At 54.1% G+C, this 23046-nt stretch carries 17 protein-coding genes; 11 read left to right on the top strand and 6 right to left on the bottom strand.

Annotation, left to right across the window (positions count from 1 at the left end; translation table 11 throughout):
• Positions 1 to 47 precede the first annotated feature (47 nt).
• The 10 genes from FRY97_RS01675 (at position 48) to ilvA (ending at position 12985) form a co-directional block, all read left to right on the top strand.
• Entirely contained in the window at positions 48 to 896 is an 849-nt protein-coding gene (locus FRY97_RS01675) for a class I SAM-dependent methyltransferase (protein WP_147165678.1), read from the top strand.
• Positions 893 to 2434: an acyl-CoA carboxylase subunit beta gene (locus FRY97_RS01670; protein WP_147165677.1), complete on the top strand. Its 1542-nt coding sequence runs from the start codon at positions 893 to 895 to the stop codon at positions 2432 to 2434. The genes FRY97_RS01675 and FRY97_RS01670 overlap by 4 nt, the downstream gene beginning before the upstream one ends.
• A gap of 59 nt (positions 2435 to 2493) precedes the next feature.
• The gene (locus FRY97_RS01665; protein WP_147165676.1) at positions 2494 to 3675 is read left to right on the top strand and encodes a ribonuclease D; all 1182 of its coding nucleotides are present in this window, start codon (positions 2494 to 2496) and stop codon (positions 3673 to 3675) included.
• A gap of 735 nt (positions 3676 to 4410) precedes the next feature.
• Positions 4411 to 6171 (top strand): sodium:solute symporter, encoded by a 1761-nt coding sequence (locus FRY97_RS01660; protein ID WP_246141507.1) that lies wholly within the window; start codon positions 4411 to 4413, stop codon positions 6169 to 6171.
• A 341-nt stretch (positions 6172 to 6512) separates the two neighbouring features.
• Positions 6513 to 6887, top strand: a complete 375-nt coding sequence (locus FRY97_RS01655; protein WP_147165675.1) for a DUF488 domain-containing protein — start codon at positions 6513 to 6515, stop codon at positions 6885 to 6887.
• An 84-nt stretch (positions 6888 to 6971) separates the two neighbouring features.
• Positions 6972 to 8129, top strand: a complete 1158-nt coding sequence (locus FRY97_RS01650) for a DUF3419 family protein (protein WP_147165674.1) — start codon at positions 6972 to 6974, stop codon at positions 8127 to 8129.
• Positions 8130 to 8141: 12 nt separating this feature from the next.
• Positions 8142 to 8780, top strand: coding sequence for a class I SAM-dependent methyltransferase (locus FRY97_RS01645; protein ID WP_147165673.1), 639 nt, complete (start codon positions 8142 to 8144; stop codon positions 8778 to 8780).
• Positions 8781 to 8882: 102 nt separating this feature from the next.
• The gene (locus FRY97_RS01640; protein WP_147165672.1) at positions 8883 to 10247 is read left to right on the top strand and encodes a TrpB-like pyridoxal phosphate-dependent enzyme; all 1365 of its coding nucleotides are present in this window, start codon (positions 8883 to 8885) and stop codon (positions 10245 to 10247) included.
• A 311-nt stretch (positions 10248 to 10558) separates the two neighbouring features.
• Complete coding sequence (gene ilvC / locus FRY97_RS01635) at positions 10559 to 11623, top strand: ketol-acid reductoisomerase (protein ID WP_147165671.1); 1065 nt, start codon at positions 10559 to 10561, stop codon at positions 11621 to 11623.
• A 93-nt stretch (positions 11624 to 11716) separates the two neighbouring features.
• Positions 11717 to 12985: a threonine ammonia-lyase gene (gene ilvA / locus FRY97_RS01630; RefSeq protein ID WP_147165670.1), complete on the top strand. Its 1269-nt coding sequence runs from the start codon at positions 11717 to 11719 to the stop codon at positions 12983 to 12985.
• A 219-nt stretch (positions 12986 to 13204) separates the two neighbouring features.
• Here ilvA and FRY97_RS01625 read toward each other — a convergent pair whose 3' ends face one another.
• From FRY97_RS01625 to ubiE, 6 genes are all read right to left on the bottom strand, one after another.
• Positions 13205 to 13618: an EVE domain-containing protein gene (locus FRY97_RS01625; RefSeq protein ID WP_147165669.1), complete on the bottom strand. Its 414-nt coding sequence runs from the start codon at positions 13616 to 13618 to the stop codon at positions 13205 to 13207.
• 29 nt (positions 13619 to 13647) lie between these two features.
• A complete protein-coding gene (gene pgeF / locus FRY97_RS01620; protein ID WP_147165668.1) occupies positions 13648 to 14412 on the bottom strand; it encodes a peptidoglycan editing factor PgeF in 765 nt (254 codons plus the stop codon).
• A gap of 148 nt (positions 14413 to 14560) precedes the next feature.
• The gene (rsgA, locus tag FRY97_RS01615; RefSeq protein ID WP_147165667.1) at positions 14561 to 15625 is read right to left on the bottom strand and encodes a ribosome small subunit-dependent GTPase A; all 1065 of its coding nucleotides are present in this window, start codon (positions 15623 to 15625) and stop codon (positions 14561 to 14563) included.
• A 564-nt stretch (positions 15626 to 16189) separates the two neighbouring features.
• Positions 16190 to 18610, bottom strand: coding sequence for an endopeptidase La (gene lon / locus FRY97_RS01610; RefSeq protein ID WP_147165666.1), 2421 nt, complete (start codon positions 18608 to 18610; stop codon positions 16190 to 16192).
• A 143-nt stretch (positions 18611 to 18753) separates the two neighbouring features.
• A complete protein-coding gene (gene porT, locus FRY97_RS01605; protein WP_147165665.1) occupies positions 18754 to 19530 on the bottom strand; it encodes a type IX secretion/gliding motility protein PorT/SprT in 777 nt (258 codons plus the stop codon).
• Positions 19479 to 20207, bottom strand: coding sequence for a bifunctional demethylmenaquinone methyltransferase/2-methoxy-6-polyprenyl-1,4-benzoquinol methylase UbiE (gene ubiE / locus FRY97_RS01600; protein WP_147165664.1), 729 nt, complete (start codon positions 20205 to 20207; stop codon positions 19479 to 19481). Before ubiE ends, porT begins: the two co-directional genes overlap by 52 nt.
• 212 nt (positions 20208 to 20419) lie before the next feature.
• Here ubiE and gyrA point away from each other — a divergent pair, with 212 nt between their 5' ends.
• Complete coding sequence (gene gyrA / locus FRY97_RS01595) at positions 20420 to 23035, top strand: DNA gyrase subunit A (protein ID WP_147165663.1); 2616 nt, start codon at positions 20420 to 20422, stop codon at positions 23033 to 23035.
• The last annotated feature ends 11 nt before the right edge of the window (positions 23036 to 23046 follow it).

The following is a 23046-nucleotide window of genomic DNA, read 5'->3' as shown; positions in this document are numbered from 1 at the left end:
TTTTTGCAGCAGGCAGAGCCGCTGCCGGACAGGCTTGAACATAGAACATGAATTATAAACTTTTATTCCCGACTTACCGTAACCGCTACACCTTTGTCCGGCGCAAGCTAGAGGAGCTCTCTGAGGGGGGAGCCTTCGGGCTGGCCCTCAACTTGGGCACCGGAGAGGGGGACTACGATCATATGGTAAGCCGTTTTTGTACCACCCTGATTGCCTGCGATATCAACGAAGCAGATGTGGCTTATGCCCAAAAGCTCAACCAAGGCGTGCCGAACTTATCCTACCGGGTGGAGAACGCGCTCGCATTGTCTTTCCCAGACAACCACTTCGACCTCATCACCTCAGTAGATGTGATAGAGCATGTAGGGCAGCCCGCCCGGATGATGGAAGAGGTTCAGCGGGTGCTCAAGCCCGGAGGGGCCGCCCTCATCACCTTCCCCAACTTGGACTTCCCGTTGACCTACGACCCCATCAACCGTTTGCTGCGCTGGCTGGGGCAGGGGAAAATCGCGCAGGGCGCATACGCCTTTGGGCATGAATACCTCGTCTCCGGCTCTGATTTCAGAGGGTGGGCAAAAAACTATGGGCTGGAGGTGGTCGAGGAGCACAACCTTAGCGGGCATCTCATCGGGCTGCTAGAGATGTACTGGACTGGCGTCATACAACGGCTCTTCAAAGCCAACGCGACCAACCTAAAAGAGCAGCCGGACAACGGGCTGGCGCTCAGGCCGACCACAAAAGAGCCTGCCCTGGCCAAGTTGACAGATAGCATCATTGCACTAGACCGGGCCTTGTTCGGCAAAGCTCGGCATGCCGTAGGCAAGGGTTTTCTGGTAAGGAAGCCGCATCCTGTTGAAGCACAAGCCTCATTAGCAAGCATAAAACAAGAAATATGAAAGACCGACTTGCGGAACTTAAAGACCGGCTGGCAGAGGCCAGGCTTGGCGGTGGCCAAAAGCGAATCGAAAAGCAGCACGAAAAGGGAAAGCTGACAGCCCGCGAGCGCGTGCACTTCCTGCTGGACAAAGGCTCATTCGAAGAGATTGGCGCTTTTGTGAAACACCGCTGCACCGATTTTGGCATGGAAAAGCAGCGTATCCCCGGTGATGGGGTCGTGACCGGCTATGGTACGATCGATGGGCGGCTGGTCTATGTCTTCGCTCAGGATTTCACCGTCTTCGGAGGCTCGCTTTCCGAAACCCACGCAGAGAAAATCTGCAAAATCATGGATATGGCCATGAAGAACGGGGCGCCCGTAATAGGGCTCAACGATTCCGGTGGGGCGCGTATTCAGGAAGGGGTGCGCTCCCTTGGCGGGTATGCGGATATTTTTTACCGCAACGTTATGGCCTCAGGGGTGGTGCCGCAGATCTCTGCTATTATGGGGCCTTGCGCCGGCGGTGCGGTCTACTCTCCGGCTATGACCGATTTCACCGTGATGGTGGAGAATACCTCTTATATGTTCGTTACGGGCCCCAACGTGGTCAAAACGGTGACCAACGAGGAGGTGACAGCCGAAGAGCTCGGCGGGGCTTCAGCCCATTCTACCAAATCTGGTGTGACGCATGTGACCGCAGCCAATGATATAGACTGTATCGCTAAGATCAGGCAGTTGCTCAGCTATATGCCGCAGAATTGCGAAGATAAGCCGGCAAAGCTGCCCTACGAGCCGGGGGATGAGCTGCGCCCCAAATTGCGGGATATCGTGCCAGAAAACGCCAATCAGCCCTATGATATCCGGGATGTGGTCAATGGGATAGTAGACGAAGCCTCTTTCTTTGAAATCCACCCCCACTACGCAGACAATATCGTGGTCGGTTTTGCCCGCCTGGGCGGCCGCAGCATCGGCATTGTAGGCAATCAGCCTATGAGCCTGGCCGGGGTGCTCGATGTGGAGAGCTCCAAAAAAGGCGCCCGCTTCGTGCGCTTCTGCGATTGTTTCAATATCCCCCTGCTTGTCCTGGTAGACGTACCGGGCTTCCTGCCCGGCACAGATCAGGAGTGGAACGGCATCATCGTCAATGGCGCAAAACTGTTGTATGCCTTCAGCGAAGCGACTGTGCCGCGCATTACCCTCATTACCCGAAAGGCTTACGGCGGGGCCTACGATGTGATGAACTCTAAGCACATCGGGGCCGATATGAATTTTGCCTGGCCATCGGCAGAGATTGCGGTGATGGGCGCCAAAGGCGCTTCGGAAATCATTTTCCGCAGGGAGATCATGGCAGCAGACGACCCCGAGGCTATGCTGAAAGAAAAAGAGGAAGAGTATCAGCGCAAATTTGCCCACCCTTACCGTGCAGCCAGCCGGGGCTTTGTGGATGAAGTCATCGACCCCGTTGATTCCCGGCGCAAGCTGATCAAGGCCTTTGCCATGCTGGAAAATAAAGTGGCCGTATTGCCAAAGAAGAAGCACGGCAACATACCTTTGTAAAGAATACCAGGCCCCGGCAAATAGCTGCCGGGGCCTGCTTGTACCATAAACAGAATTACATGTCCAACTCATTGCCTGCTTATTCCCTGATCGATGGGGCAGGAGCACTACAGCAATTTTACGAACAGCACAAAAATGTTTCCTGGATCGGATTTGATACCGAGTTTGTAGGGGAGAAGCGCTACACAACCCGCCTCTGCCTTATTCAGGTCATTTCCGAGCATGGCCTCTACCTCATAGACCCCATTCAGCTCGATGGCGCGCTCGGCCCTTTCCTCAAGCTCATCAGCGACCCAGCCATACTGAAGATCACCCATGCGGGCGACAATGACTACCGCCTACTGTACAATTTGTACGGGACCCTGCCCGCCAATCTTTTTGACACTCAAATCGCTGCCGGGTTTGTAGGCTACAGCTACCCCGTCTCTTTCCGCAAGCTGGTGGAAGGGGAGACTGGGCAACACCTCAAAAAGGGCTATGCAGTTACCGATTGGGAAGCCCGGCCTTTCGATCAGAAGCAGGTCCGCTATGCATTGGACGATGTGCTGCCCCTGCCTACTCTCTGGAAAAACTTGTCACAGAAGTTGGATGGCCGCAACCGGGCACACTGGGCCGCGGAGGAGTTCAGCCAATTGGAGAAAGAAAGCTACTACTACCGCGACCCCCACCACGATGCCATCAAGAGCAATCTCATGCGGAACCTCAATCGCAAAGAGAAAGCCTTCCTGCTCCGCCTTTTCGCCTGGCGGAACGAAACCGCCAAGCGAAGGGACCACTCCAAAGAAATGGTGCTGCCCGCCAAGTACATCAGCCACATCGTAAGGGGCATCTCTTCCGGTGGCAATGCCCTGAAGCAAAACCGTAGGGTGCCCGATAAACTGGCTCAGAAATACGGGAAAACCTTCGAGGACTTGTTCCATCAGCCGATCACGGCAGAGGAAGAAGGGGTGCTCGCCCGTATCCCAAAAGAATCAGATACGCCCGCAGAGGAAGAGGTGCTCATGGAGCTGCTCTACCAGGTTATCCGCTACCGTTGCCTGCAAGAAGACATCTCCATTAACATGGTAGTGCCAAGGAATATCCTCAAAGCCATACGCAGCGGGGAAGAGACCGCCAAAGAGGCGATAGGCGAAAGCTGGAGGCGCGAAATGCTGGGGGCTTATTTTATGGATTGGCTCGCTACCGCCAATACCATCGACCTCCGCCTAATGGATGACCACATCGAGCTCTGGCCTGATTAAGCGCCGCTTGGGGGCAAAACAGCTTTCCTTTTTTGGGGCCTGCCCCTGCCTCGCGGCAGGTGCCGCTATGCTACGGGGCTCGCTATCCGCTCGGCCCTAACGGGCTTACACCCCTCCGCAGCGCTAGTCCGGTGCCCCGGTAGGGCTTGTTGTGTGTTGAACAGGCTCGGCTAGAAGGCAAAGCCCCGGCACTCGCTAAACAGCAGGGCAAAATGGGTTTTAGCGGATATTCGCTAATATCATATTAGTGTAAAAAACAAATTCCTGTTGCTATGGCTCAATCTGTAACACTAAGATTTAGGGTTTGATTTTCAGTAAGATAGCGTTTTAAAGGGGCCTGTGTGCTGCTTTCCGCTGCTTTGGCTGCCGGGCGCAGACCATAGAAAATGTTAAGATAATTTTAACAGTTAGTCGGGAATTTGTAATTTTGGATTCTCAGTTGATGATTATGCCGGGGCGGAGCAAAATGCCCTGCAAAAATATTTAAGAGTGTATATTTTGAAGGGGCAACCCTTCTTAATAACAGTCGGGTGATTTCTTATAAGAGCGGGCCATTTTTGGTGCCGCTCTTTTTTGTATCCCGTCTCAAGCACTGTTTTGGAATGAAATGCACCAAATTGAGCTAAAAGGAAAATATTATAGTGTCAGGTTGCCTCAATTGATATATTTTAGCGTTCAGCCCTGACCAATACATTCCCAACATAGTCTAATCAATCAACCAAACTAAGTAGCAACATGATGGATCAATTCCAGCTGAGTGGGCTAGACATCGGCATAATGCTGGCTTACGCTGTATTAATTATCGGTTACGGCATTTACCATGGCAAACGGGACAGTTCTGAAGATTACTTTTTGGCAGGGCGGGGCATGACCTGGCCGATCGTGGGCATCGCCCTTTTTTCTGCCAATATTTCGAGCTCTACCCTCATTGGGCTGGCAGGGGACGCCTACAAGACCAACATACATGTGTACAACTATGAATGGTATGCGGTGGTCGTCCTCATTTTCTTTGCGATTTTCTTTTTGCCGTTCTACCTCAAATCTGGCGTATACACTATGCCGGAGTTTTTGGAAAAGCGGTACGACCGTAAATCCCGGTACTATTTTTCCTTCATTACCATCATTGGCAACGTAATGGTTGATACCGCGGCAGGGCTTTATGTGGGCAGCATTGTGCTCAAACTGCTTTTTCCCGCGCTGCCTTCCTGGCAGATCATCCTGCTGTTGGCTATTGCGGCTGCGGCCTACACGATCCCCGGTGGGCTCAACTCCGTGATTCAGACCGAGGTGATACAAGCCATATTGCTGGTGGTCGGCTCCATTTTGCTGACCTATTTTGCCTTTCAGGAGTTTGGCGGCGGCTGGGGAGACATGATGGCAGCCCTGACCGAGCGCCTGCAGGCCGGCGAAGTGGCAAGTGTGGAAGCCGCACGTGCCGCAGGCCATTATGCGCCTTCCACAGCTGAAGAGGCTTTCAGCTTGGTGCGGCCGGGCAATGACGAGTTCATGCCCTGGTATGGCCTGCTGACTGGTGTGCCGCTCTTGGGCTTCTACTTTTGGGCCAACAATCAATTTATGGTGCAGCGGGTGCTGGGCGCCCGCGACCTCAATCATGGCCGGTGGGGTGCGCTCTTTGCTGGCTTGCTGAAGCTCCCTGTGATTTTCATCATGATCGTGCCCGGCGTGCTTGCGCTGCTGACCTTCTCCGAGCTGGACATTTCAGGGCTGAACTACATTACTGCAGATGGGACGCCCTGCCAAGATCTTTCCGAATGCGCCAACCTGACCTACCCGGTCTTGTTGATGCAGCTGCTGCCCTCTGGTATTTTGGGGCTTGTCGTGGCGGGCCTCTTGGCCGCTATGATGTCCTCTGTTTCCGCAACTTTCAATTCTGCTTCAACGCTGATCACCATGGATTTCATCCGGAATATCAAGCCGGATATGACAAGCAAGCAGCTGGTGCGTGCAGGGCAGATCGCAACCCTGGTCCTCGTCGTCCTGGCTTCAGCTTGGGTGCCCTACATCGAAAAGGTATCCGATTCTTTGTGGCAGTACCTGCAGTTGGTCATCAGCTACACGGCCCCTCCTGCTGTGGCGACTTTTGTCCTAGGGCTGTTCTGGAAACGGGCAAGCCCTACCGGCTCTATTGTCAGCCTGCTGTTTGGTTTTGTCTTTGCTGTATTTATGTTGGTCCTGCAGGTTTCGGCCAGCAGTATGGCCCCCGAGGATGTGCCTGCATGGATGGCTGCCCTGACCGGCATCCACTTCCTCTCCATGGCTTTCATCATGTGGGTGATGTGTTTGGCTGTACATGTCGTGGTGAGCCTGGCTACCGCTTCGCCCAGCGAGGAGCAGGTAGCAGAATTGACCTGGAACAAGGGGCTTTTCCAACAGGAAAGGGAAGAGCTGAAAGGGCTGCCTTGGTACCAAAATTATCGCATCCTCGCAGTCCTGCTGCTTATTCTGACTGCCCTGGTGGTAGGTTATTTCTGGTAATCCGCCGTGTTCTGTGTAGGGCTGTCAGTGAGGGAAAGCGGTGGGGCCCAAAGCTGAGCCGCTTTTCCTCCCTGACAGCCCATTCTGGGCCTTCCGGGCTTGCCGGGCTTTAGCCTGGCATTGGCCTAGCGCTGCGGAGGGGTGTAAGCCCGATAGGGCCGAGCGGGCAGCGAGCCCCGTAGCATAGCGGCACCTGCCGCGAGGCAGGGGCAGGCCCCCTCCCACGAAATTAGACAAGGTGGCTCCAAGCTCACAGCACATTGGGCGGAGCGGACGGCATCAGCATCGGGCTTTGGGCTGTCAAACCGCTTGAAAACTGAAACCGGCTAAACCACTTGAGCATGGACCCCGCACTGCCCCGCATTAACCCCATTTATGCCAAGCGGATCTACGAAGCCCCTGCCTCAGGTGACGGGCGGCGGATACTGGTTGACCGTCTTTGGCCGCGGGGCATGAGCAAGGGGCAAGCCCCTTGGCATATCTGGCTGAAGGAAGCGAGCCCGAGCGCTGAGCTGCGCAAATGGTTTGCCCATCAGCCCGAGCGATGGGAAGGGTTTGTTGCACGGTATGAAGAAGAATTGAAACACCGGCCTGAAGTCCTGTCCTGTTTCAGGGGATGGCTGAAGGAAGGTCCTGTCACACTGCTTTACAGTGCCCGGGACGAACAGTACAATCAGGCCGTTGCGCTCAAGCATATCCTTCCCCGCCTGCTTTGAGCTACATTTTACAATTAATTATCAAAAGCTTAAAGGTGGGCAAACAGCCTGCCGCAGAGGGCAGGCTATCTTTGAAAATAAAAAGTGACAAAGATCAACCGCCTCCGTGACTGGGTTTTCCAAAAGGTGCACACCAACAACCTAGTCTACAACACTTGCTGGGAAGACCCCCGCTGCGACCGGGAGCTCATGGATATCCGCCCCGATAGTGAAATTGTCATGATCACAAGCGCTGGCTGCAATGCACTGGATTATCTGCTCGATAGCCCCAAAGCGGTGCACTGCATTGATATGAACCCAAGGCAGAATGCGCTTCTAGAGCTCAAGCGTGCCTTTTTCCGCAACAGCGGGCATGAAGCCCTGTTCAGCACATTTGGAGAAGGGGCCTGGGAAGGCTTTGCCAGCCATTATCAGCAGGTGCTGCGCCCGGCCTTGCCAGGTTATGCAGCAGACTACTGGGACAGCCACCTTGCTTATTTCAATGCCCGTGGGCTGAGGAAGTCTTTTTACCATTATGGCTCTTCCGGCACCTTCGCCTGGCTGGCCAGCAACTACTTGCGCAGCCGCAAAGGGCTGTTCCGGCAGGTAGAGGAAATGTTTTCAGCGGCTACCCTGCAAGAGCAGGCAGCTCTGTACCAAAGCATTGAGCCCCGCTTCCTCAACAATATGGTAGAGTGGATGGTCAACCGCCATCTGACGATGTGCCTTGTGGGCGTCCCCCGCGCTCAGCAGGAGCTCTTTATCCGTAGGTATGAAAGGGGAGCCCTTGGGTTTATCCAAGAGTGCCTGCGGAAAGTCTTTATGGAGCTGCCCCTGCACGACAACTATTTTTGGCGCCTGTACCTTTATGGCTCCTATACCAAAGATTGTGCCCCCAACTACTTGCTGCCCGGGCACTTCGCTGCTTTGCGCTCCCGAGAAACACGCCTCAACCCACAGACTACTACTATTGCACAATTCTTAAAGGACAACCCCGGAGCCTATTCCCATTTCGTCTTGCTCGATCATCAGGATTGGCTTGCCGCCAACAACAGGACAGCGCTGGCGGAAGAGTGGCGGCTCATTTTGGACAACAGCCGCCCCGGCACCCGCATCCTCCTCCGCTCTGCTGCTCATCAGGTAGGCTTCTTCCCTGATTTTGTCCAAGATGCCCTTGATTTTGAACAAGCCTTGACCGCCAAAACCCACCGGCTAGACCGGGTAGGGACTTACGCTAGCGTATACTTGGGGGTAGTCCGGTAAAAAAATGAACCTATGTCAAGACTGACCGCTTCTGCAGAAGAACAGAATCAGGCGATGGAGCAGTACTACGTGCTGCAGTCCAAAATTTACGACCTTACCCGTTGGGCTTTTCTGTTCGGCCGGGAAGAGATTGTCCGGCGGCTCCCTTTAGACCGTAGCGCCCCGCAGCGGATACTGGAAGTAGGCTGTGGCACGGGGTATAACCTCCGTTTGCTCGCCAAGCGTTTCCCCAAGGCGCAAATCACGGGCTTAGACGTTTCCGGCCATATGATCAGCCGGGCGAGCCAAGCCGTACAACCTTTCGGGGGAAGGGTGAAGCTGGAGCAGCGGCCGTATCAGCTGGGCGATATGCATTTCAACAATCAGATGGATGCGGTATTGTTCTCGTATTCGCTGACGATGATCAACCCACACTGGAAATCGCTCCTACAGCAAGCCTATGAAGACCTGAAGCCCGGCGGTGTGCTCGCCGTAGCAGATTTCCACGATTCCCGCTTCCCTTGGTTCAAAGCACACATGGGCAACAACCATGTACGAATGGATGCCCACCTGTCCCCGTGGATCAAAGAGAACTTCGACCCGGTCAGCCTTACCGTGAAACCGGCATACGGAGGGGTCTGGCACTATTTCATGCAGATCGCACGTAAGTAAACCGTAAAAATCAAGGCACTTTGTTTGGGCAGGGTAGGGTTTTGCCGTATTTGTTATAAATTAACGAGCAATTGACCAATACTTAACTCTCAAACAGATCGCATGAGCACTCGGAAAATCACACTTTCAGAAAAGGAAATCCCGGAAGCTTGGTACAATATCGTAGCCGATATGCCCAACAAGCCGCTCCCGCCCCTCCACCCCGGAACGAGAGCGCCTATCGGGCCCGAAGCCCTTGCGCCCCTCTTCCCAATGGCCTTGATACAGCAGGAGGTCTCCCAGGAAAAATGGATTGAAATCCCGGAAGAAGTGCGCGAGGTGTACAAAATCTGGCGCCCTACGCCTATGTTCCGTGCCCGCAACCTGGAAAAAGCGTTGGACACGCCAGCCAAAATTTACTACAAGTACGAAGGCGTCAGCCCATCCGGCTCCCACAAGCCCAATACAGCGGTCGCCCAAGCTTACTACAACAAGCAGGAAGGCGTAAAGCGGATCACCACAGAGACTGGCGCAGGGCAGTGGGGCAGCGCCTTGAGCTTCGCCTGCCAGCACTTCGGCATCGAATGCGAGGTCTATATGGTCAAAATCAGCTTTAAGCAGAAGCCATACCGGAAAATCCTGATGAACACTTGGGGGGCGCAGGTTTATGCTTCTCCGACTGACACGACCGAGGCTGGCCGGAAAGTCCTGGCAATGGACCCGGATTCGCCAGGCAGCTTGGGCATCGCCATCTCTGAGGCGGTAGAGCGGGCAGCAAGCGATGAGCATACCAAATACGCTCTGGGCAGTGTGCTCAACCACGTGCTCATGCACCAGACCGTGATCGGGCTGGAGGCCGTAAAGCAAATGGAAAAAGCCGGCGACCTGCCGGATATCGTGGTCGCGCCATTTGGCGGAGGCTCCAATTTCGCGGGCATCAGCTTCCCATTCTTGCGCCTAAACCTGGAGGAAGGCAAAAACATCCGCTGTATTGCCAGCGAGCCGGCCAGCTGCCCCAAACTGACCCGGGGCGTATTCCGGTACGATTTCGGCGATATGGTGGGCATGACCCCGCTGCTCCCCATGTACACCCTGGGCCACAACTTTGTGCCTGCGCCTATCCACGCTGGAGGGCTGAGGTACCACGGTGCAGGCGTCGTCGTGAGCCAATTGCTCCGCGACAAGCTCATCGAAGCACGTGCTCATGATCAGCTCGAGTGCTTCGAGGCAGGCGTCCTTTTTGCCAAAACAGAAGGCATACTGCCTGCACCGGAGACCAACCATGCTATTGCAACCGCTATTCAGGAAGCCAAACGCTGCAAAGAAGAGGGCAGGGCCGAAACCATCCTGATCCACCTTTGTGGGCATGGCAACTTCGATTTGGCGGCCTACGAGACTTACCTCAGCGGCAACCTCGAGCACCACGAAGTCACTCAGGAGGAGATTGAGGCCAACCTGGCGCAGCTCGATACGCCCACTATCGATTAAGAGCAGCCGAGGTTCTTGGATTTCGTAATACGCTTGTGGCCGTTCTTGCAGGCAAGCCAAACAGGCCGGTTGGTTTTAAGCCAGCCTGCCTGTTTTCTATTTTACTGCAATTCAAGGGTTAAGGTGCTTTCGGTTGTAGCGTTGCTTTAAGAATTTTGCCTGTTTTTCGGCATGCAGAATGTATTTCAAGGGTCGGGTAAAGCAGGGAGGATTGACCTGCCTGGCGGGGATAATTTCCTTTACTTAGCTGACAGATTCATAAAACTAGCACGACTAGGACGATTTACGAAATAAGAAATGACTGTTCAGCTATGGCAAAAATGAACTTTGGCGGGGTAGAGGAAAATGTAGTTACCCGCGACGAATTCCCACTGGAGAAAGCAAGAGCGACCATGAAAGAGGAGACTATAGCCGTAATTGGCTATGGCGTCCAAGGGCCTGGGCAGGCGCTCAACCTCCGCGACAATGGTTTTAACGTAATCGTAGGGCAGCGGCAGGAGTCCAAAACATGGGACAAAGCCGTGGCCGACGGCTGGGAGCCGGGCGTCAACCTTTTCCCAATCGAGGAAGCTGCCAAGCGGGGTACCGTCATTCAGTACCTCCTTAGCGATGCCGCCCAAATTGCGCTCTGGCCGGCCATCAAGCCCCACCTCACTGCGGGGAAAGCGCTGTACTTTTCCCATGGCTTTGGCATTACGTATAAGGAGCGTACAGGTATTGTGCCGCCGAAAGACATTGATGTCATCCTTGTTGCCCCCAAGGGCTCTGGCACGAGCTTGCGCAGGCTGTTCGTAGCAGGCAAAGGGCTGAACTCTAGCTTCGCTATCTTCCAGGATGCCACCGGCCGCGCACAGGAGCGGGTGGTAGCATTAGGCATAGGCGTTGGATCTGGCTATCTCTTCGAGACGACCTTTCAGAAGGAGGTCTACAGCGACCTTACCGGGGAGCGCGGCTCACTGATGGGCGCTATTCAGGGGCTCTTCGCCGCTCAGTACGACCTGCTGCGCCGCCGTGGCCACAGCCCATCCGAGGCGTTCAACGAATCTGTGGAGGAGCTCACGCAAAGCCTGATGCCGCTTGTGGCGGAAAATGGCATGGACTGGATGTACGCTAACTGCTCCACTACTGCTCAGCGGGGAGCACTGGACTGGTGGAAGAAATTCCGGGATGCCGTAGCCCCTGTTTTTGAAGACCTCTACGACAGCGTGGCCTCTGGAGAGGAAGCGCAGCGGTCTATCGATTCCAACAGCAAAGAGGACTACCGCGAAAAACTGGATGCAGAGCTGGCCGAATTGCGCGAAAGCGAAATGTGGCGCGCCGGCAAAACGGTCCGCAGCCTCCGCCCTGAAAATCAGCCTGAAGCAGTAGAAAAATAGAAGCTATCTCTATACCATAAGGGCACTGCAAGGGTATTCCCGCCTTTGTGGTGCCCTTCGTTTTTTCATACAGCCAACAAAATAAAGACTGACATGCCTGCCTCCGTAGAAAAAGCCCCCCTTGCTTCCGTCGAGTCCATTTACCGAGCCAAAGTACGCCTCAAGGGGGTGGCAGAGCCGACCCCCCTGACTTTCAACTACAACCTTTCCGAACAGTTCGGGGCCCGGGTTTTCCTGAAAAGGGAGGATATGCAGGTGGTTCGCAGCTATAAAATCCGTGGGGCCTACAATAAAATGGCTACGCTCGACCGCGCCAGCCTTTCCAATGGCGTGGTCTGTGCCAGTGCAGGCAACCACGCCCAGGGGTTTGCATTTGCCTGCCAAAAAATGGAAGTGCAGGGCAAGGTCTATATGCCTAGCGTCACCCCCAAACAGAAAGTCAAAAAAGTGAAATCCTTCGGGAAAGAATGGGTGGAAGTCGTCCTTACCGGAGATACCTTCGATGATGCCTACCGGGAGGCTGTCGATGACGCAAAAACAAACGGCAAGCAGTTCATCCACCCTTTTGACGACCCCCGGGTCATCGAAGGGCAGGGGACCGTCGGGCTGGAAATTCTAGAGGATTGCAATGACGCCCTCGACTATGTCTTTTGTGCGATCGGAGGGGGAGGGCTGGTTTCTGGGCTGGGCAGCTATTTCCATCAGCTTTCGCCCAACACCAAGATCATCGGCGTGGAGCCTGCTGGCGCGCCTGCTATGTTCGAGTCTCTCAAAGCAGGGCACCCGGTCACGCTAGAGCATATCGACAGCTTTGTAGACGGTGCTGCTGTGCGCAAAGTAGGGGACCTGACCTTCAAGATCGCGCAAACAGTATTGGACGACATGATACTCGTGCCTGAGGGCAAAGTCTGTAGCACTATTCTGCAGCTGTACAACGAAGAAGGCATCGTAGTAGAGCCTGCCGGTGCCCTTACCGTAGCCGCACTGGACTTTTACAAAGAGCAGATTGCCGGCAAAAACGTTGTGTGCATCCTCAGTGGGAGCAATAATGACATTACCCGCACGGAGGAGATCAAGGAGCGCTCCCTCCTCTACGAAGGGCTAAAGCATTACTTCATCATTCGTTTCCCGCAAAGGGCTGGGGCTTTGCGCGATTTCCTGAACAACGTGCTAGGCCCCAATGATGATATCACCCATTTTGAATACACCAAAAAGCACAACCGGGATTCTGGCCCGGCTTTGGTCGGTATACAAGTGCAAAAGTGGGAAGATTACGATGGGCTCCTACAGCGCATGCAGGCTAGCCATATCGATTATCAGACGCTCAATGACAGCAAGATGCTTTTTGATCTATTAGTTTAGCAGTCTGTCGGAGAGGCGCTCAATGGTCTGCGAACGGCAAATATTATTCTGCACTTCGTTGCTTATTAGTCACGTAGCTCAGGCTATTGGATTCAAGAATGGGGCCCTTTTGTCCCATTCTTGAATATATCGCGCCTTGTTCAGAACAATATTATCTCGCTCTCGCCGCATCAGCACATCTCCGACAGGCTGCTAGGCTTTGCCTTGGGAAGGCGCAGCTTACCATTCTGTACCGCCCATCCTGAGCACTTCCAGGAATTCAGCTTCGCTGAGCGGCATGACCGATAACCGGCCGATACGGGCCAAGGGCATATCCTGCAGTTTGGGGTTGCTTTTGATGGCCTTTAAAGAGACCGGCTCCTTTAGCCGCTTGAAGGGGGAAAGGTCGACTGCGCTCCAATCCCCTTTTTCAGCGGTGGGATCGGGATAGGCCTCTTTTTCCACCTTGCAGATGCCAACGACTTCAAGCCCGGTCCGGCTGTGATAAAACAGGACATAGTCCCCTGCTTTCATGCCCCGCAGATGATTGCGGGCGGCATAGTTGCGCACGCCGTCCCAGCGGCCGGTGCCTTCCTGTTCAAGGTCTTGGTACCCGTACGCTTCGGGCTCTGATTTGACCAGCCAGTAATTCATAACGGTGATTTTTTTGGTATGGAGAGGGGCTAAACCTCGTTTTGCAAGCCTATGACAGCCAGCATCCGGCCTGTCGCCCCCTCTTCCTTGCGGTGTGAAAAGTAAAGGTCATTATTGGCCCAGGTACAAAAGGGCGACACCTCAATATGCTCCGGGCGTAAGCCAGCCTGTTGCAGCTGCAAGGCATTGGCCGCTTTCAAATCGAGCCACCACTTCCCGGGCAGCCCAGGCTTGGGCGATTTGCATATTGGGGGGAATTGTGCAGCCACCTCTTCCGACACTTCGTAGGCTGCGCTGGAAATGCAGGTGCCTACGTAAGCCAGGCAGTTTTCTGGCTGGCAGCCAAACTGGCTTTGCAGAGCCCGTACGCCCTTTGCCGCAATGCCTGCTGCCGTCCCTCTCCAGCCCGCATGCAGGGCGGCCACCGCCTGCTGTACCGGATCGTAGATGAGGACCGGCGCGCAATCGGCAATGGTGATGCCGAGCAAAACCCCGGGAGTTTGGGTGGCCAGCCCGTCGTAACCTTTCTCCTGCACAGGCCCGTTGGCCGTCAGGATCGCTGCCCCGTGCACTTGATGGCTGTATGCCAGCTGGGCAGGGTGCCAGCCTAAACTGCTGAGGAAGTGCGCTCGGTTGCGGGCAACCAGCCCCGCTTCATCTGACGTATTGAGCCCTAGGTTGAGGGAGGCATAAGGGGCAGGGCTAAAGCCTCCTGTCCGGCGGCTCTCCGCAGCGGTCAGCCCCGGGAAAGGCTCGAAAATGGAGGGGCGGTAGAAGGCTGGATCGGCTGGCATGGCAGGCGTTTTCTGTAAAGTAACCAAAAAAGGCGGACAGTGTACTGAGTGGGAGGGGGGGCACAGCCATGGAGCTGTACCCTTCACAAGCCTTTGCCACAGGTGGCAGCTGCTCCAGTTCGCAAAGCCCCAAAGCGCTTAACCCAGCCTAACGGTTTTTGTAATTCACTTTCTTGTAATGCTTTACCATTTTCCCCAACGCCTTTTCTTTTTTCCGCTTTTCAGCGACAGTGGATTCAAAGTGCTCTTTTTCACGTTCCATTTTCAGGAAGTTCTCGTAAGATGAACGATCGACCTGGCCATCCTCAACAGCTTTTAACACGGCGCAGCCTACTTCGGTGGTGTGTGTACAATCTTTAAATTTGCAGCCTTGGGACCATTCAAATATTGCACTGAATGTTTTTTCTAACCCATCCTTAGCATCCGCAATCCCAACTTCCCTCATCCCTGGATTATCTATCAGGATCCCCCCTTCTTCGAGGGCCAACAATTCGCGGTGGCTGGTAACGTGCCGCCCTTTATGGTTGCTGCTGCTGACCGTATTGGTTTTCATGAGCGGCTTGCCCGATAAGTTGTTGAACAGGGTCGATTTCCCTACTCCCGATGAGCCCAACAAACAGTAGGTCTTACCTTTTTCAATACACGCTTTGAGCTTCTCCAATCCCGTCCGATGCTCGTTGCTTATTGGTATGACCTGGACATGTTTTACCCTTTCCTGGACTTTGCTGGCCAGCGCGGATAATTCGCTGCCGCTTATCAGGTCAATTTTATTGAGAACGATAATTGGTTTTACGTTGGATGCATTGCAAATGGTCAAATACCTTTCAATCCGGTTGAGGTTGAAATCCCGGTCAACAGCTTGAACAATAAAGGCATAATCAATATTCGTGGCTATGATCTGCTTTTCCCCTTGTCTCCCCACAGCCTGCCTTTCGATAACCGTCCTTCTTGGGAAGACAGAATGGATAAGTACTTTATGGTCGTCATATTCGGAAATAGCGACCCAATCGCCAACAGCAGGAAAATCAGACCTGCTTTGCGCTGTGAAACGCAAGTTCCCAACCATTTCGCCCTCATATTCTCCTTCAGGGGTTTTTACCACATACCTTTCCTTGTGTTCTGAGATGACCCGCCCCACGCCAAAAGCATCCAGGTTCTGGCTTTTTCTGTAGCGCTCTAGCGCTGCATCGTATCCTAAATCTTCAAGTTTCATCGGCATGCTTTTTTCTGGGTCATGTTTTGTTTATGGGGCCTGCCCCTGCCTGTCGGCAGGGAGCCGCTATGCTGCGGGGCTCGCTGTCCGCTCGGCCCTATCGGGCTTTCCACCCCTTCGCAGCGCTAGGCCGGCTGGCATTAGGCACTAGCCGCATTTGGCGTTACGCCCCGCCTCCAACAACAAAAAGATGGGCTAAATATAACAACATATCGTCCATCAACCTGGGGTGGGCGGACGCTATAGTTCTCTAAGGCAGGATTTCGCTCCGCGTCAGCTGCGTGGTGTGCAAAGTTGGCGCAGGTATTTTTTCCGCTCGCAAGGCGGAAAACGCAGGCATAGCCTACACAAAGCATGGCCCCACGATGAAGTCGGCGAGGCTTTTCAACTTGCCTGCGGTGCGCAAGCAGGCGCAGCGAGCGGGAAAAAGAGCAAGTCAAAATGCATTAATCTCGCCTTGGAGGACTACAAATCGCCAAAGAGGTTTTCAGCTCCGCCGGAGGCGTCATCAGCGGAGCCCCTATCGCGGGGAGCCGAGTATCCGGTCCGGCATCTGCCCTGCAATCAAGCCGGGAAAGCAGCTTTTAGCACATCCTCGAAATAATCAGCATAGTGTACGGCTATACCTTCTTGGATGTGAGCCGGCAGCTCCTCAAAGTCGCGGCGGTTGTCTTCCGGTAAAATGAGGTGATGTATCCCTGCCCGCCGGGCCGCAATAGCCTTTTCCTTTACCCCGCCAATGGGCAGCACCTTCCCGGTCAGGGTCAGCTCGCCCGTCATGGCGATATCGTCCCGCACAGGCTGCCCCGTAGCGAGGCTGTACAAGGCCAGCGCCATAGTGATGCCCGCAGAGGGGCCGTCTTTCGGTGTAGCGCCAGCTGGCACATGTAGGTGGACTTGATGAGACTCAAAGTAGCTATTGCCGCCCTCCTGCCGGCCTTCACCGAGCAGGGAACGGATGTAGGTATTGGCAATTACGGCCGACTCTTTCATCACATCCCCCAGCTGCCCAGTCTGTTTGAAGCCCGGGGAAGCGGAAGGGATGCCATTGGCTTCGATATAGAGGGTCGCCCCGCCCATAGCCGTATAGGCAAGCCCCAGGGCTACGCCTGGCGTAGCCTTATTGTAAAGCCGTTCAGAGCGGAATACAGGCTTGCCAAGGAATTCTTCCAGGTTGCGCTTGGTGACTTTGAGGGCAGCCTGCCCGCTCTCTGCGAGCTGAAGCGCAGCTTTGCGGATGACTTTCTTGATTTGCTGTTCTAGGTTGCGGACGCCCGCTTCCCGGGCATAGTCGTTCACCATCTTCTCGAGCGCTTTCTCCGAAATGCTGACTTCTTTTGGGGCAAAGCCGTGCTCTTTGAGCTGCTTGGGGAGCAGATAGCGTTTCGCAATCTGCACCTTCTCCTGGGTGATATAGCCTGCCAGCCGGATGACCTCCATGCGGTCGAGCAAAGGGGCAGGGATGGTCTCTAATTGGTTGGCAGTTGTTATGAACAAGACGTTGGACAAGTCGAACGGCAGATCGAGGTAGTGGTCTACAAAACTGCCATTCTGCTCGGGGTCAAGCACCTCAAGCAGTGCAGAGGCCGGGTCCCCCTGAAAACTGCTCCCGATTTTATCGATCTCATCGAGCATAATAACAGGGTTAGAGGCTCCGGTGCGCTTCAGGGCTTGGATCAATTTCCCCGGCATGGCCCCGATGTAAGTCCGGCGGTGGCCCTTGATCTCGGCTTCGTCCCGCATACCGCCTACCGAAAACCGGTAAAATTCCCGCCCAAGGGCATGTGCCACCGATTTTCCTATGGAAGTCTTGCCCACGCCCGGAGGGCCGGCCAGGCAAATAATGGATCCGCTCACCGTCCCCCGCTTGATGACCGTGCTCAGGAACTCCAAGATGCGCGCTTTGACTTCCTCCAGCCCATAATGCTCCGCATCTAGCACTTTGCGCGCTTTGCGGATGTCGCGGCTATCTTCAGTATATTGCCCCCAAGGGAGGCTGGCAATGGTCTCGAGATAGTTGCGGGTGACATTGAAATCGGGTGACTGTACATTCAGCGTGCGCAGTTTTTCAAACTCTTCCTCTACCGTTTTGCGGGCCTCTTCCGGCAAGTGTTTGCCTTCCAGCCGCTTCTGCAGTTTCTCGATCTCAGATTCCCCCTCCTCTTTTTCCAGCCCCAGCTCTTTTTTGATGGCTTTGAGCTGTTCGCGCAAGAAAAACTCTTTCTGCTGCTTGTTGACCTTCTCTTCTATCTGCTGATTGATCCGTTTTTGGATCTGGGCAATCTGCAGCTCTTCTTTGATGAGGCGGAGCAGGAGCTGTGCACGTTCGTGCAGCCCGAAGGTCTCCAAAAGTTCCTGCAGGGCATCCGTTTCTGAAGAGAGCAGATTGCTGATGACATCCATGGTATGGCCAGGGGCATCGTAATTCAACTGTGAGGCCACAAGGTTGACCTGCTCTTTAAAGAGCGGGTTGAGCTGCAGGAGCGACTTGATCTCTCCGCTGATGGCCATCATATAAGCCTTAAGATCTTGGTCGGGCTTGACGTTTTCGGGCTCAGGGTAAGGGGTGACCTCCCATCTGAGTACGGGCTTTACCAAGATGGCCCTTTTTTTGGTAAAGCGGGCAATCCCCCGGCCCATTACTTGGATCAGCTCAGGGCCATGCTGTTGTATGCGAGCGATCTGGAAAATGGTGCCTATCTCGCTGAGGTCTTCGTCTCCGGGCTCTTTAGCTGCCGGGCCAGCGGAAAGCGACAGCCCGACGTAGCCGTCTTGTTCCTCTACCGCTTTTTTTATCGCATTGATGAGGGCCTTGCCCTTGAACGCAAGCGGCATGCCTAGCCCTGGGAAGACCGGCCGCTGCTGAATGGGCAGTATGGTCAAATGCTGAGGCAGGAAAGTTTCTGTTGGCTGCAGGCTTTTGCCTTCTGTTTCAGCCATCACTTCTTCTATAATGTGCTGGTCGGTGATCAGTTCATCTGACATAGCTCCTTGATATTGGGTGAGAGATAGTGGTCAAGTAGCCTTGGAGGCTTTCCCCTTCTACCACACAAGACCTATGCCATGGCCTAAAAACCAGACAGGCTGGCAGGAGCCTGCCAGCCTGTCTGTCAATTTGTCTTTGGGGGTTACCCCTCGAAATGAAGGGAAAGCGTGAAGGTGCGCGAAAGGAGTTTTTCCAGGACGGTAGACTCTTCCACGTTTTCGTTGTAGATCAAGGTATTGCCAATGCCGTGAGAGACTTTCACCTCAGGGGAGAAAATGAAGAATGGGAAGAAGAACTGAATGCCAGCCCCATATTCGACTGAAAATTCGTTGGGGGCGATTTTTACCAGCGTCTCTGCCTGCCGGGTCTGTGAGTCGCTGGCCACATCAAAAGCGTACTTGACCCCCGCGATCAGGAAGAGGCGCATATCTTTGTAAGGCGCAGATTTGTAGCGCAGGTGGAAAGGCATTTCAACGAGCACAGACTCTACCCGCCTTTCGCTGAAGTTGGAGCGGCGGCCGAAGCGGGTGTAGGAAATGCTCCGTTCGGCGAAAGACAAAGTGGGCAAAAAGCGAAAATCGAAATTATCGCCCATTTTCAAGTTCGTAACGATGCCAAGGTTGAAGCCGGGGCCAGATGCGGACTCGACCACCCGTATGGAGTCGCTTTCCAAAAAACCTCCCGACTGATAAGGCTTAAAGCGGGAGGAGTTGTAGCCAAGGGTGATCCCAAAATAATAAGGCTTCTGCTGGAAATCGAAAAAGTTATAATTGCCGCCACGGATCTGGGCTTGGCCAGGAAGGCTTTGTGCCAGTAAAAAGCAAAGGAGCAGCGCTGCCGGCAGCAGGGCTTTTTTGCCCCGGCGGTTTATTTGATGCCCGTGTAGATGGAGCAAATGCCAAGCGTTAGTGGTTTGCATTGATTGGATTTGTAACCGACCTTCCCGAGTATGCCAGTGAATTTCCCCCCATCGGGGAAAGCCTGTACGGACTCGTACAGGTACCGGTAAGCCTTGGGGTCACGGGAAGTGATTTTCCCGATGGCCGGCAGAATGTTCCGGAAATAAAAGTTGTACAGTTGCTTGAAGGGGAAGATCTGCGGTTTGGAAAATTCCAGGACGACCAGCTTCCCTTCGGGCTTGAGCACGCGGTACATTTCCTGTAGCCCTTGCTCCAGGTTTTCAAAATTGCGTACCCCAAAAGCAACGGTGATGGCGTCAAAGGTATTGTCTGCAAAAGGCAAATTCTCAGAATCTCCTTCTTTGAGCTCAATAAGGGTATCGAGGCCCCGCTTGCTGATTTTAGCCCGCCCGATATCCAGCATTTTGGTGGAGATGTCTATGCCGATGATTTGGTCAGGGCTCAATTGCTTGGCTGTTTCCAGTGCAACATCGGCGGTGCCTGTAGCTACATCAAGGATCAGCTTGGGCTGAGCTGATTTCAGCTCTGCTATCGCCTTTCTGCGCCACACGCGGTCTATGCCCGCAGAAAGCAGGCGGTTCAAGAAATCATAGTACCGGGCGATACCGTTGAACATCTGAGAAACCTGTTCCTTTTTGCTCCCTTTTTCTTCGTAAGGCTTTACTTCCTCTGCCATATATCTGAAAATTTGTGCAAAGATATATTTTGGCCAGACAGGAGTGGCCATAGTAAAGCAAAATCCTCAATTTTTCCTATCTTTGCCTGTCTTTGAAAAATGGCAAAACAGTACAGGGAAGCCTGTAGCCGGCACCGGGAGCCGCTTTCCGGTAAGGAGCTAGAAGAACCTGCCTTTGCAGAAGGCAAACGGCAAAAAGATAAACAGCGTACATGTCTTTAAATCAGCGAATTATCCCCGTTAATATCGAGGATCAGATGAAAACGGCCTACATTGACTATTCAATGTCGGTCATTGTCTCACGTGCCCTTCCTGATGTCCGGGACGGGCTGAAGCCTGTCCACCGCAGAGTGCTCTACGGCATGTCGGAGCTCGGGCTTTCCTACAACAAGAGCTACAAAAAATCAGCACGTATCGTAGGTGAGGTGCTGGGCAAGTACCACCCTCACGGCGACTCCTCTGTTTACGATACCATGGTGCGCATGGCGCAGTACTGGTCTTTGCGCTACCCGCTGGTTGATGGGCAGGGCAACTTCGGTTCTATGGATGGGGACAGCCCCGCTGCTATGCGTTATACGGAGGCCCGCCTGGAGCGCATCTCCGATGAGCTCTTGGCCGATATCAATAAAGATACCGTTGATTTTGCCCTCAACTTTGACGACACTATCGAGGAGCCTACGGTCATGCCTACGCGCATCCCCAACCTGCTGGTCAATGGGGCATCCGGTATCGCAGTGGGCATGGCGACCAACATGCTGCCGCACAACCTTTCAGAAACGGTAGATGGCATCGTTGCGCAAATCGCCAACCCTGATATTTCCATTGATGAGCTCATGCAGTTCGTTAAAGCCCCGGATTTCCCCACCGGAGGGATCATCTATGGCACCAAAGGCGTACGGGAGGCTTTCCATACCGGCCGCGGAAGGGTAGTGGTAAGGGCTAAAGCGGAAATACAAGCCACAGACAATGGACGGGAGCACATCATCGTGACCGAAATCCCCTACCAAGTCAACAAAGCCAACTTGGTGGCCAAAATTGCGGAGCTGGTCAACGAAAAGAAAATTATTGGCATCAGCGATATCCGCGATGAATCTGACCGGGACGGCCTGCGGATTGTGGTGGACGTCAAGCGCGATGCTATGGCCAGCGTTGTGCTCAGCCAGCTGTACAAATATACAGCGCTTCAGACCTCCTACGGTGTCAATAACGTTGCACTGGTCAACGGCCGCCCAAGGGTGCTGAACCTAAAGGAAATCATTACCGAGTTCATCAAGTTCCGTATCGAGGTGATTGTGCGCCGCACGCGCTTTGACCTCCGCAAGGCGATTGCGCGGGCCCACATCCTGGTAGGCCTGCTGATCGCACTGGACTACATCGATATGGTCATCAGCCTCATCCGCGGCTCCGCGAGTCCGGAGGAGGCCCGCAATGGCTTGATGGAAGGCGCTTTCATCAAAGACCAGGATGCTTTCTGGGCCAAGTTCGGCCCGCTTATCGGAGAAGCAGATACCGATGAGTACCCAAGAGAAGAGGGCAATGCGCTCTCTGAAGCCCAAGCCCGTGCCATTTTGGATATGCGCCTACAGAAACTCACCGGGCTCGAGCGGGACAAGGTGCAGGCGGAGTATGATGAACTGGTGAAAAAGATTACCCACCTGAAGGCTATCCTCGATAGCGAGACGATGCAGCGCGATATCGCCCGCGACGAGCTGCTGGAGGTTAAGGAAAAATATGGGGACGAGCGCAGGACTGCCATTACTGCTGCAGACGGTGAAATCAGCATTGAAGACCTTATTGCAGATGAAGATGTGGTCGTTACCATTTCTCATCTTGGCTATATCAAGCGCACCCCTGTTTCTGAGTACCGCAAACAAAGCCGCGGAGGGCGCGGCTCCCGAGGGAGCAAAACCCGGGACGCAGACTTTGTAGAGCACTTATTCATTGCCAGTACCCACAACTATCTGTTGCTGTTTACAGAACAGGGGCGCTGCCATTGGCTCAGGGTTTACGAAATCCCGGAAGCCAGCAAGGCTTCAAGTGGGCGGGTTATCCAAAATATCCTTTCTATACCCAAGGAGGACAGCGTAAAGGCCTATATCAATATTAAGAACCTGACCGACGAGGAGTTTGTGAACAACAACTTCATCGTATTCTGTACCCGCAATGGCCTCATCAAGAAAACTTCCGTTGAAGCTTATTCCCGCCCCCGCTCTGGCGGCATCAATGCCATCACCATTAACGAGGGGGATCAGCTGATCGAAGCGAAACTGACAAACGGGGACCAGGAAATCTTCATTGCCAGCCGCAGTGGCCGCGCAATCCGTTTTCACGAAAGTGCAGTGAGGGGCATGGGGCGTACTGCAGCCGGTGTGCGGGGCATCAGCCTCAACGAGGATGGGAAAGACATCGCCGTAGGCATGGTGTGCATCCCGCCTGATGAACAGGACACCGCGATTATGGTCCTATCAGAGCGGGGCATGGGCAAAAGGACGGCTTACAGCGATTACCGCCTGACCAACCGGGGAGGAAAAGGGGTAAAGAATATGCAGGTGTCTGACAAGACGGGCGGGGTGTTCTCCATAAAAGCAGTGAGCGAAGAGAATGACCTGATGATCACGACCCGCTCGGGCATCGTCATCCGTATGGCTGTCAGTGATATCCGGGTAATGGGGCGTGCTACTCAAGGCGTCCGCATGATCCGCATTGATGAGGCTGACGAACTGGCCGATATTGCCGTTATCCGCAAATCCGAAGAGGATGAAGTGGAAGGAGTGCTGGCAGAAGGGCAGGGCGAAGATGGAGCCGTAGGGCGTGAAGAAGAGGAATAGGCACAGGTACT

It is taken from the genome of Phaeodactylibacter luteus, assembly GCF_007993045.1.
Taxonomy (GTDB): Bacteria; Bacteroidota; Bacteroidia; order Chitinophagales; family Saprospiraceae; genus Phaeodactylibacter; species Phaeodactylibacter luteus.
This window is presented reverse-complemented; position numbering and strand designations above follow the sequence as displayed.

Bases quoted from the DNA above. Each gene is read 5' to 3' on its own strand.
- FRY97_RS01625 (WP_147165669.1), bottom strand. From the start codon at position 13,618: ATGAATTACTGGCTGGTCAAATCAGAGCCCGAAGCGTACGGGTACCAA.
- rsgA (WP_147165667.1), bottom strand. From the start codon at position 15,625: ATGAAACTTGAAGATTTAGGATACGATGCAGCGCTAGAGCGCTACAGA.
- FRY97_RS01665 (WP_147165676.1), top strand. From the start codon at position 2,494: ATGTCCAACTCATTGCCTGCTTATTCCCTGATCGATGGGGCAGGAGCA.
- lon (WP_147165666.1), bottom strand. From the start codon at position 18,610: ATGTCAGATGAACTGATCACCGACCAGCACATTATAGAAGAAGTGATG.
- FRY97_RS01655 (WP_147165675.1), top strand. From the start codon at position 6,513: ATGGACCCCGCACTGCCCCGCATTAACCCCATTTATGCCAAGCGGATC.
- FRY97_RS01645 (WP_147165673.1), top strand. From the start codon at position 8,142: ATGTCAAGACTGACCGCTTCTGCAGAAGAACAGAATCAGGCGATGGAG.
- ilvC (WP_147165671.1), top strand. From the start codon at position 10,559: ATGGCAAAAATGAACTTTGGCGGGGTAGAGGAAAATGTAGTTACCCGC.
- ubiE (WP_147165664.1), bottom strand. From the start codon at position 20,207: ATGGCAGAGGAAGTAAAGCCTTACGAAGAAAAAGGGAGCAAAAAGGAA.
- pgeF (WP_147165668.1), bottom strand. From the start codon at position 14,412: ATGCCAGCCGATCCAGCCTTCTACCGCCCCTCCATTTTCGAGCCTTTC.
- porT (WP_147165665.1), bottom strand. From the start codon at position 19,530: ATGCAAACCACTAACGCTTGGCATTTGCTCCATCTACACGGGCATCAA.
- FRY97_RS01640 (WP_147165672.1), top strand. From the start codon at position 8,883: ATGAGCACTCGGAAAATCACACTTTCAGAAAAGGAAATCCCGGAAGCT.
- FRY97_RS01675 (WP_147165678.1), top strand. From the start codon at position 48: ATGAATTATAAACTTTTATTCCCGACTTACCGTAACCGCTACACCTTT.
- FRY97_RS01660 (WP_246141507.1), top strand. From the start codon at position 4,411: ATGATGGATCAATTCCAGCTGAGTGGGCTAGACATCGGCATAATGCTG.
- FRY97_RS01670 (WP_147165677.1), top strand. From the start codon at position 893: ATGAAAGACCGACTTGCGGAACTTAAAGACCGGCTGGCAGAGGCCAGG.
- gyrA (WP_147165663.1), top strand. From the start codon at position 20,420: ATGTCTTTAAATCAGCGAATTATCCCCGTTAATATCGAGGATCAGATG.
- ilvA (WP_147165670.1), top strand. From the start codon at position 11,717: ATGCCTGCCTCCGTAGAAAAAGCCCCCCTTGCTTCCGTCGAGTCCATT.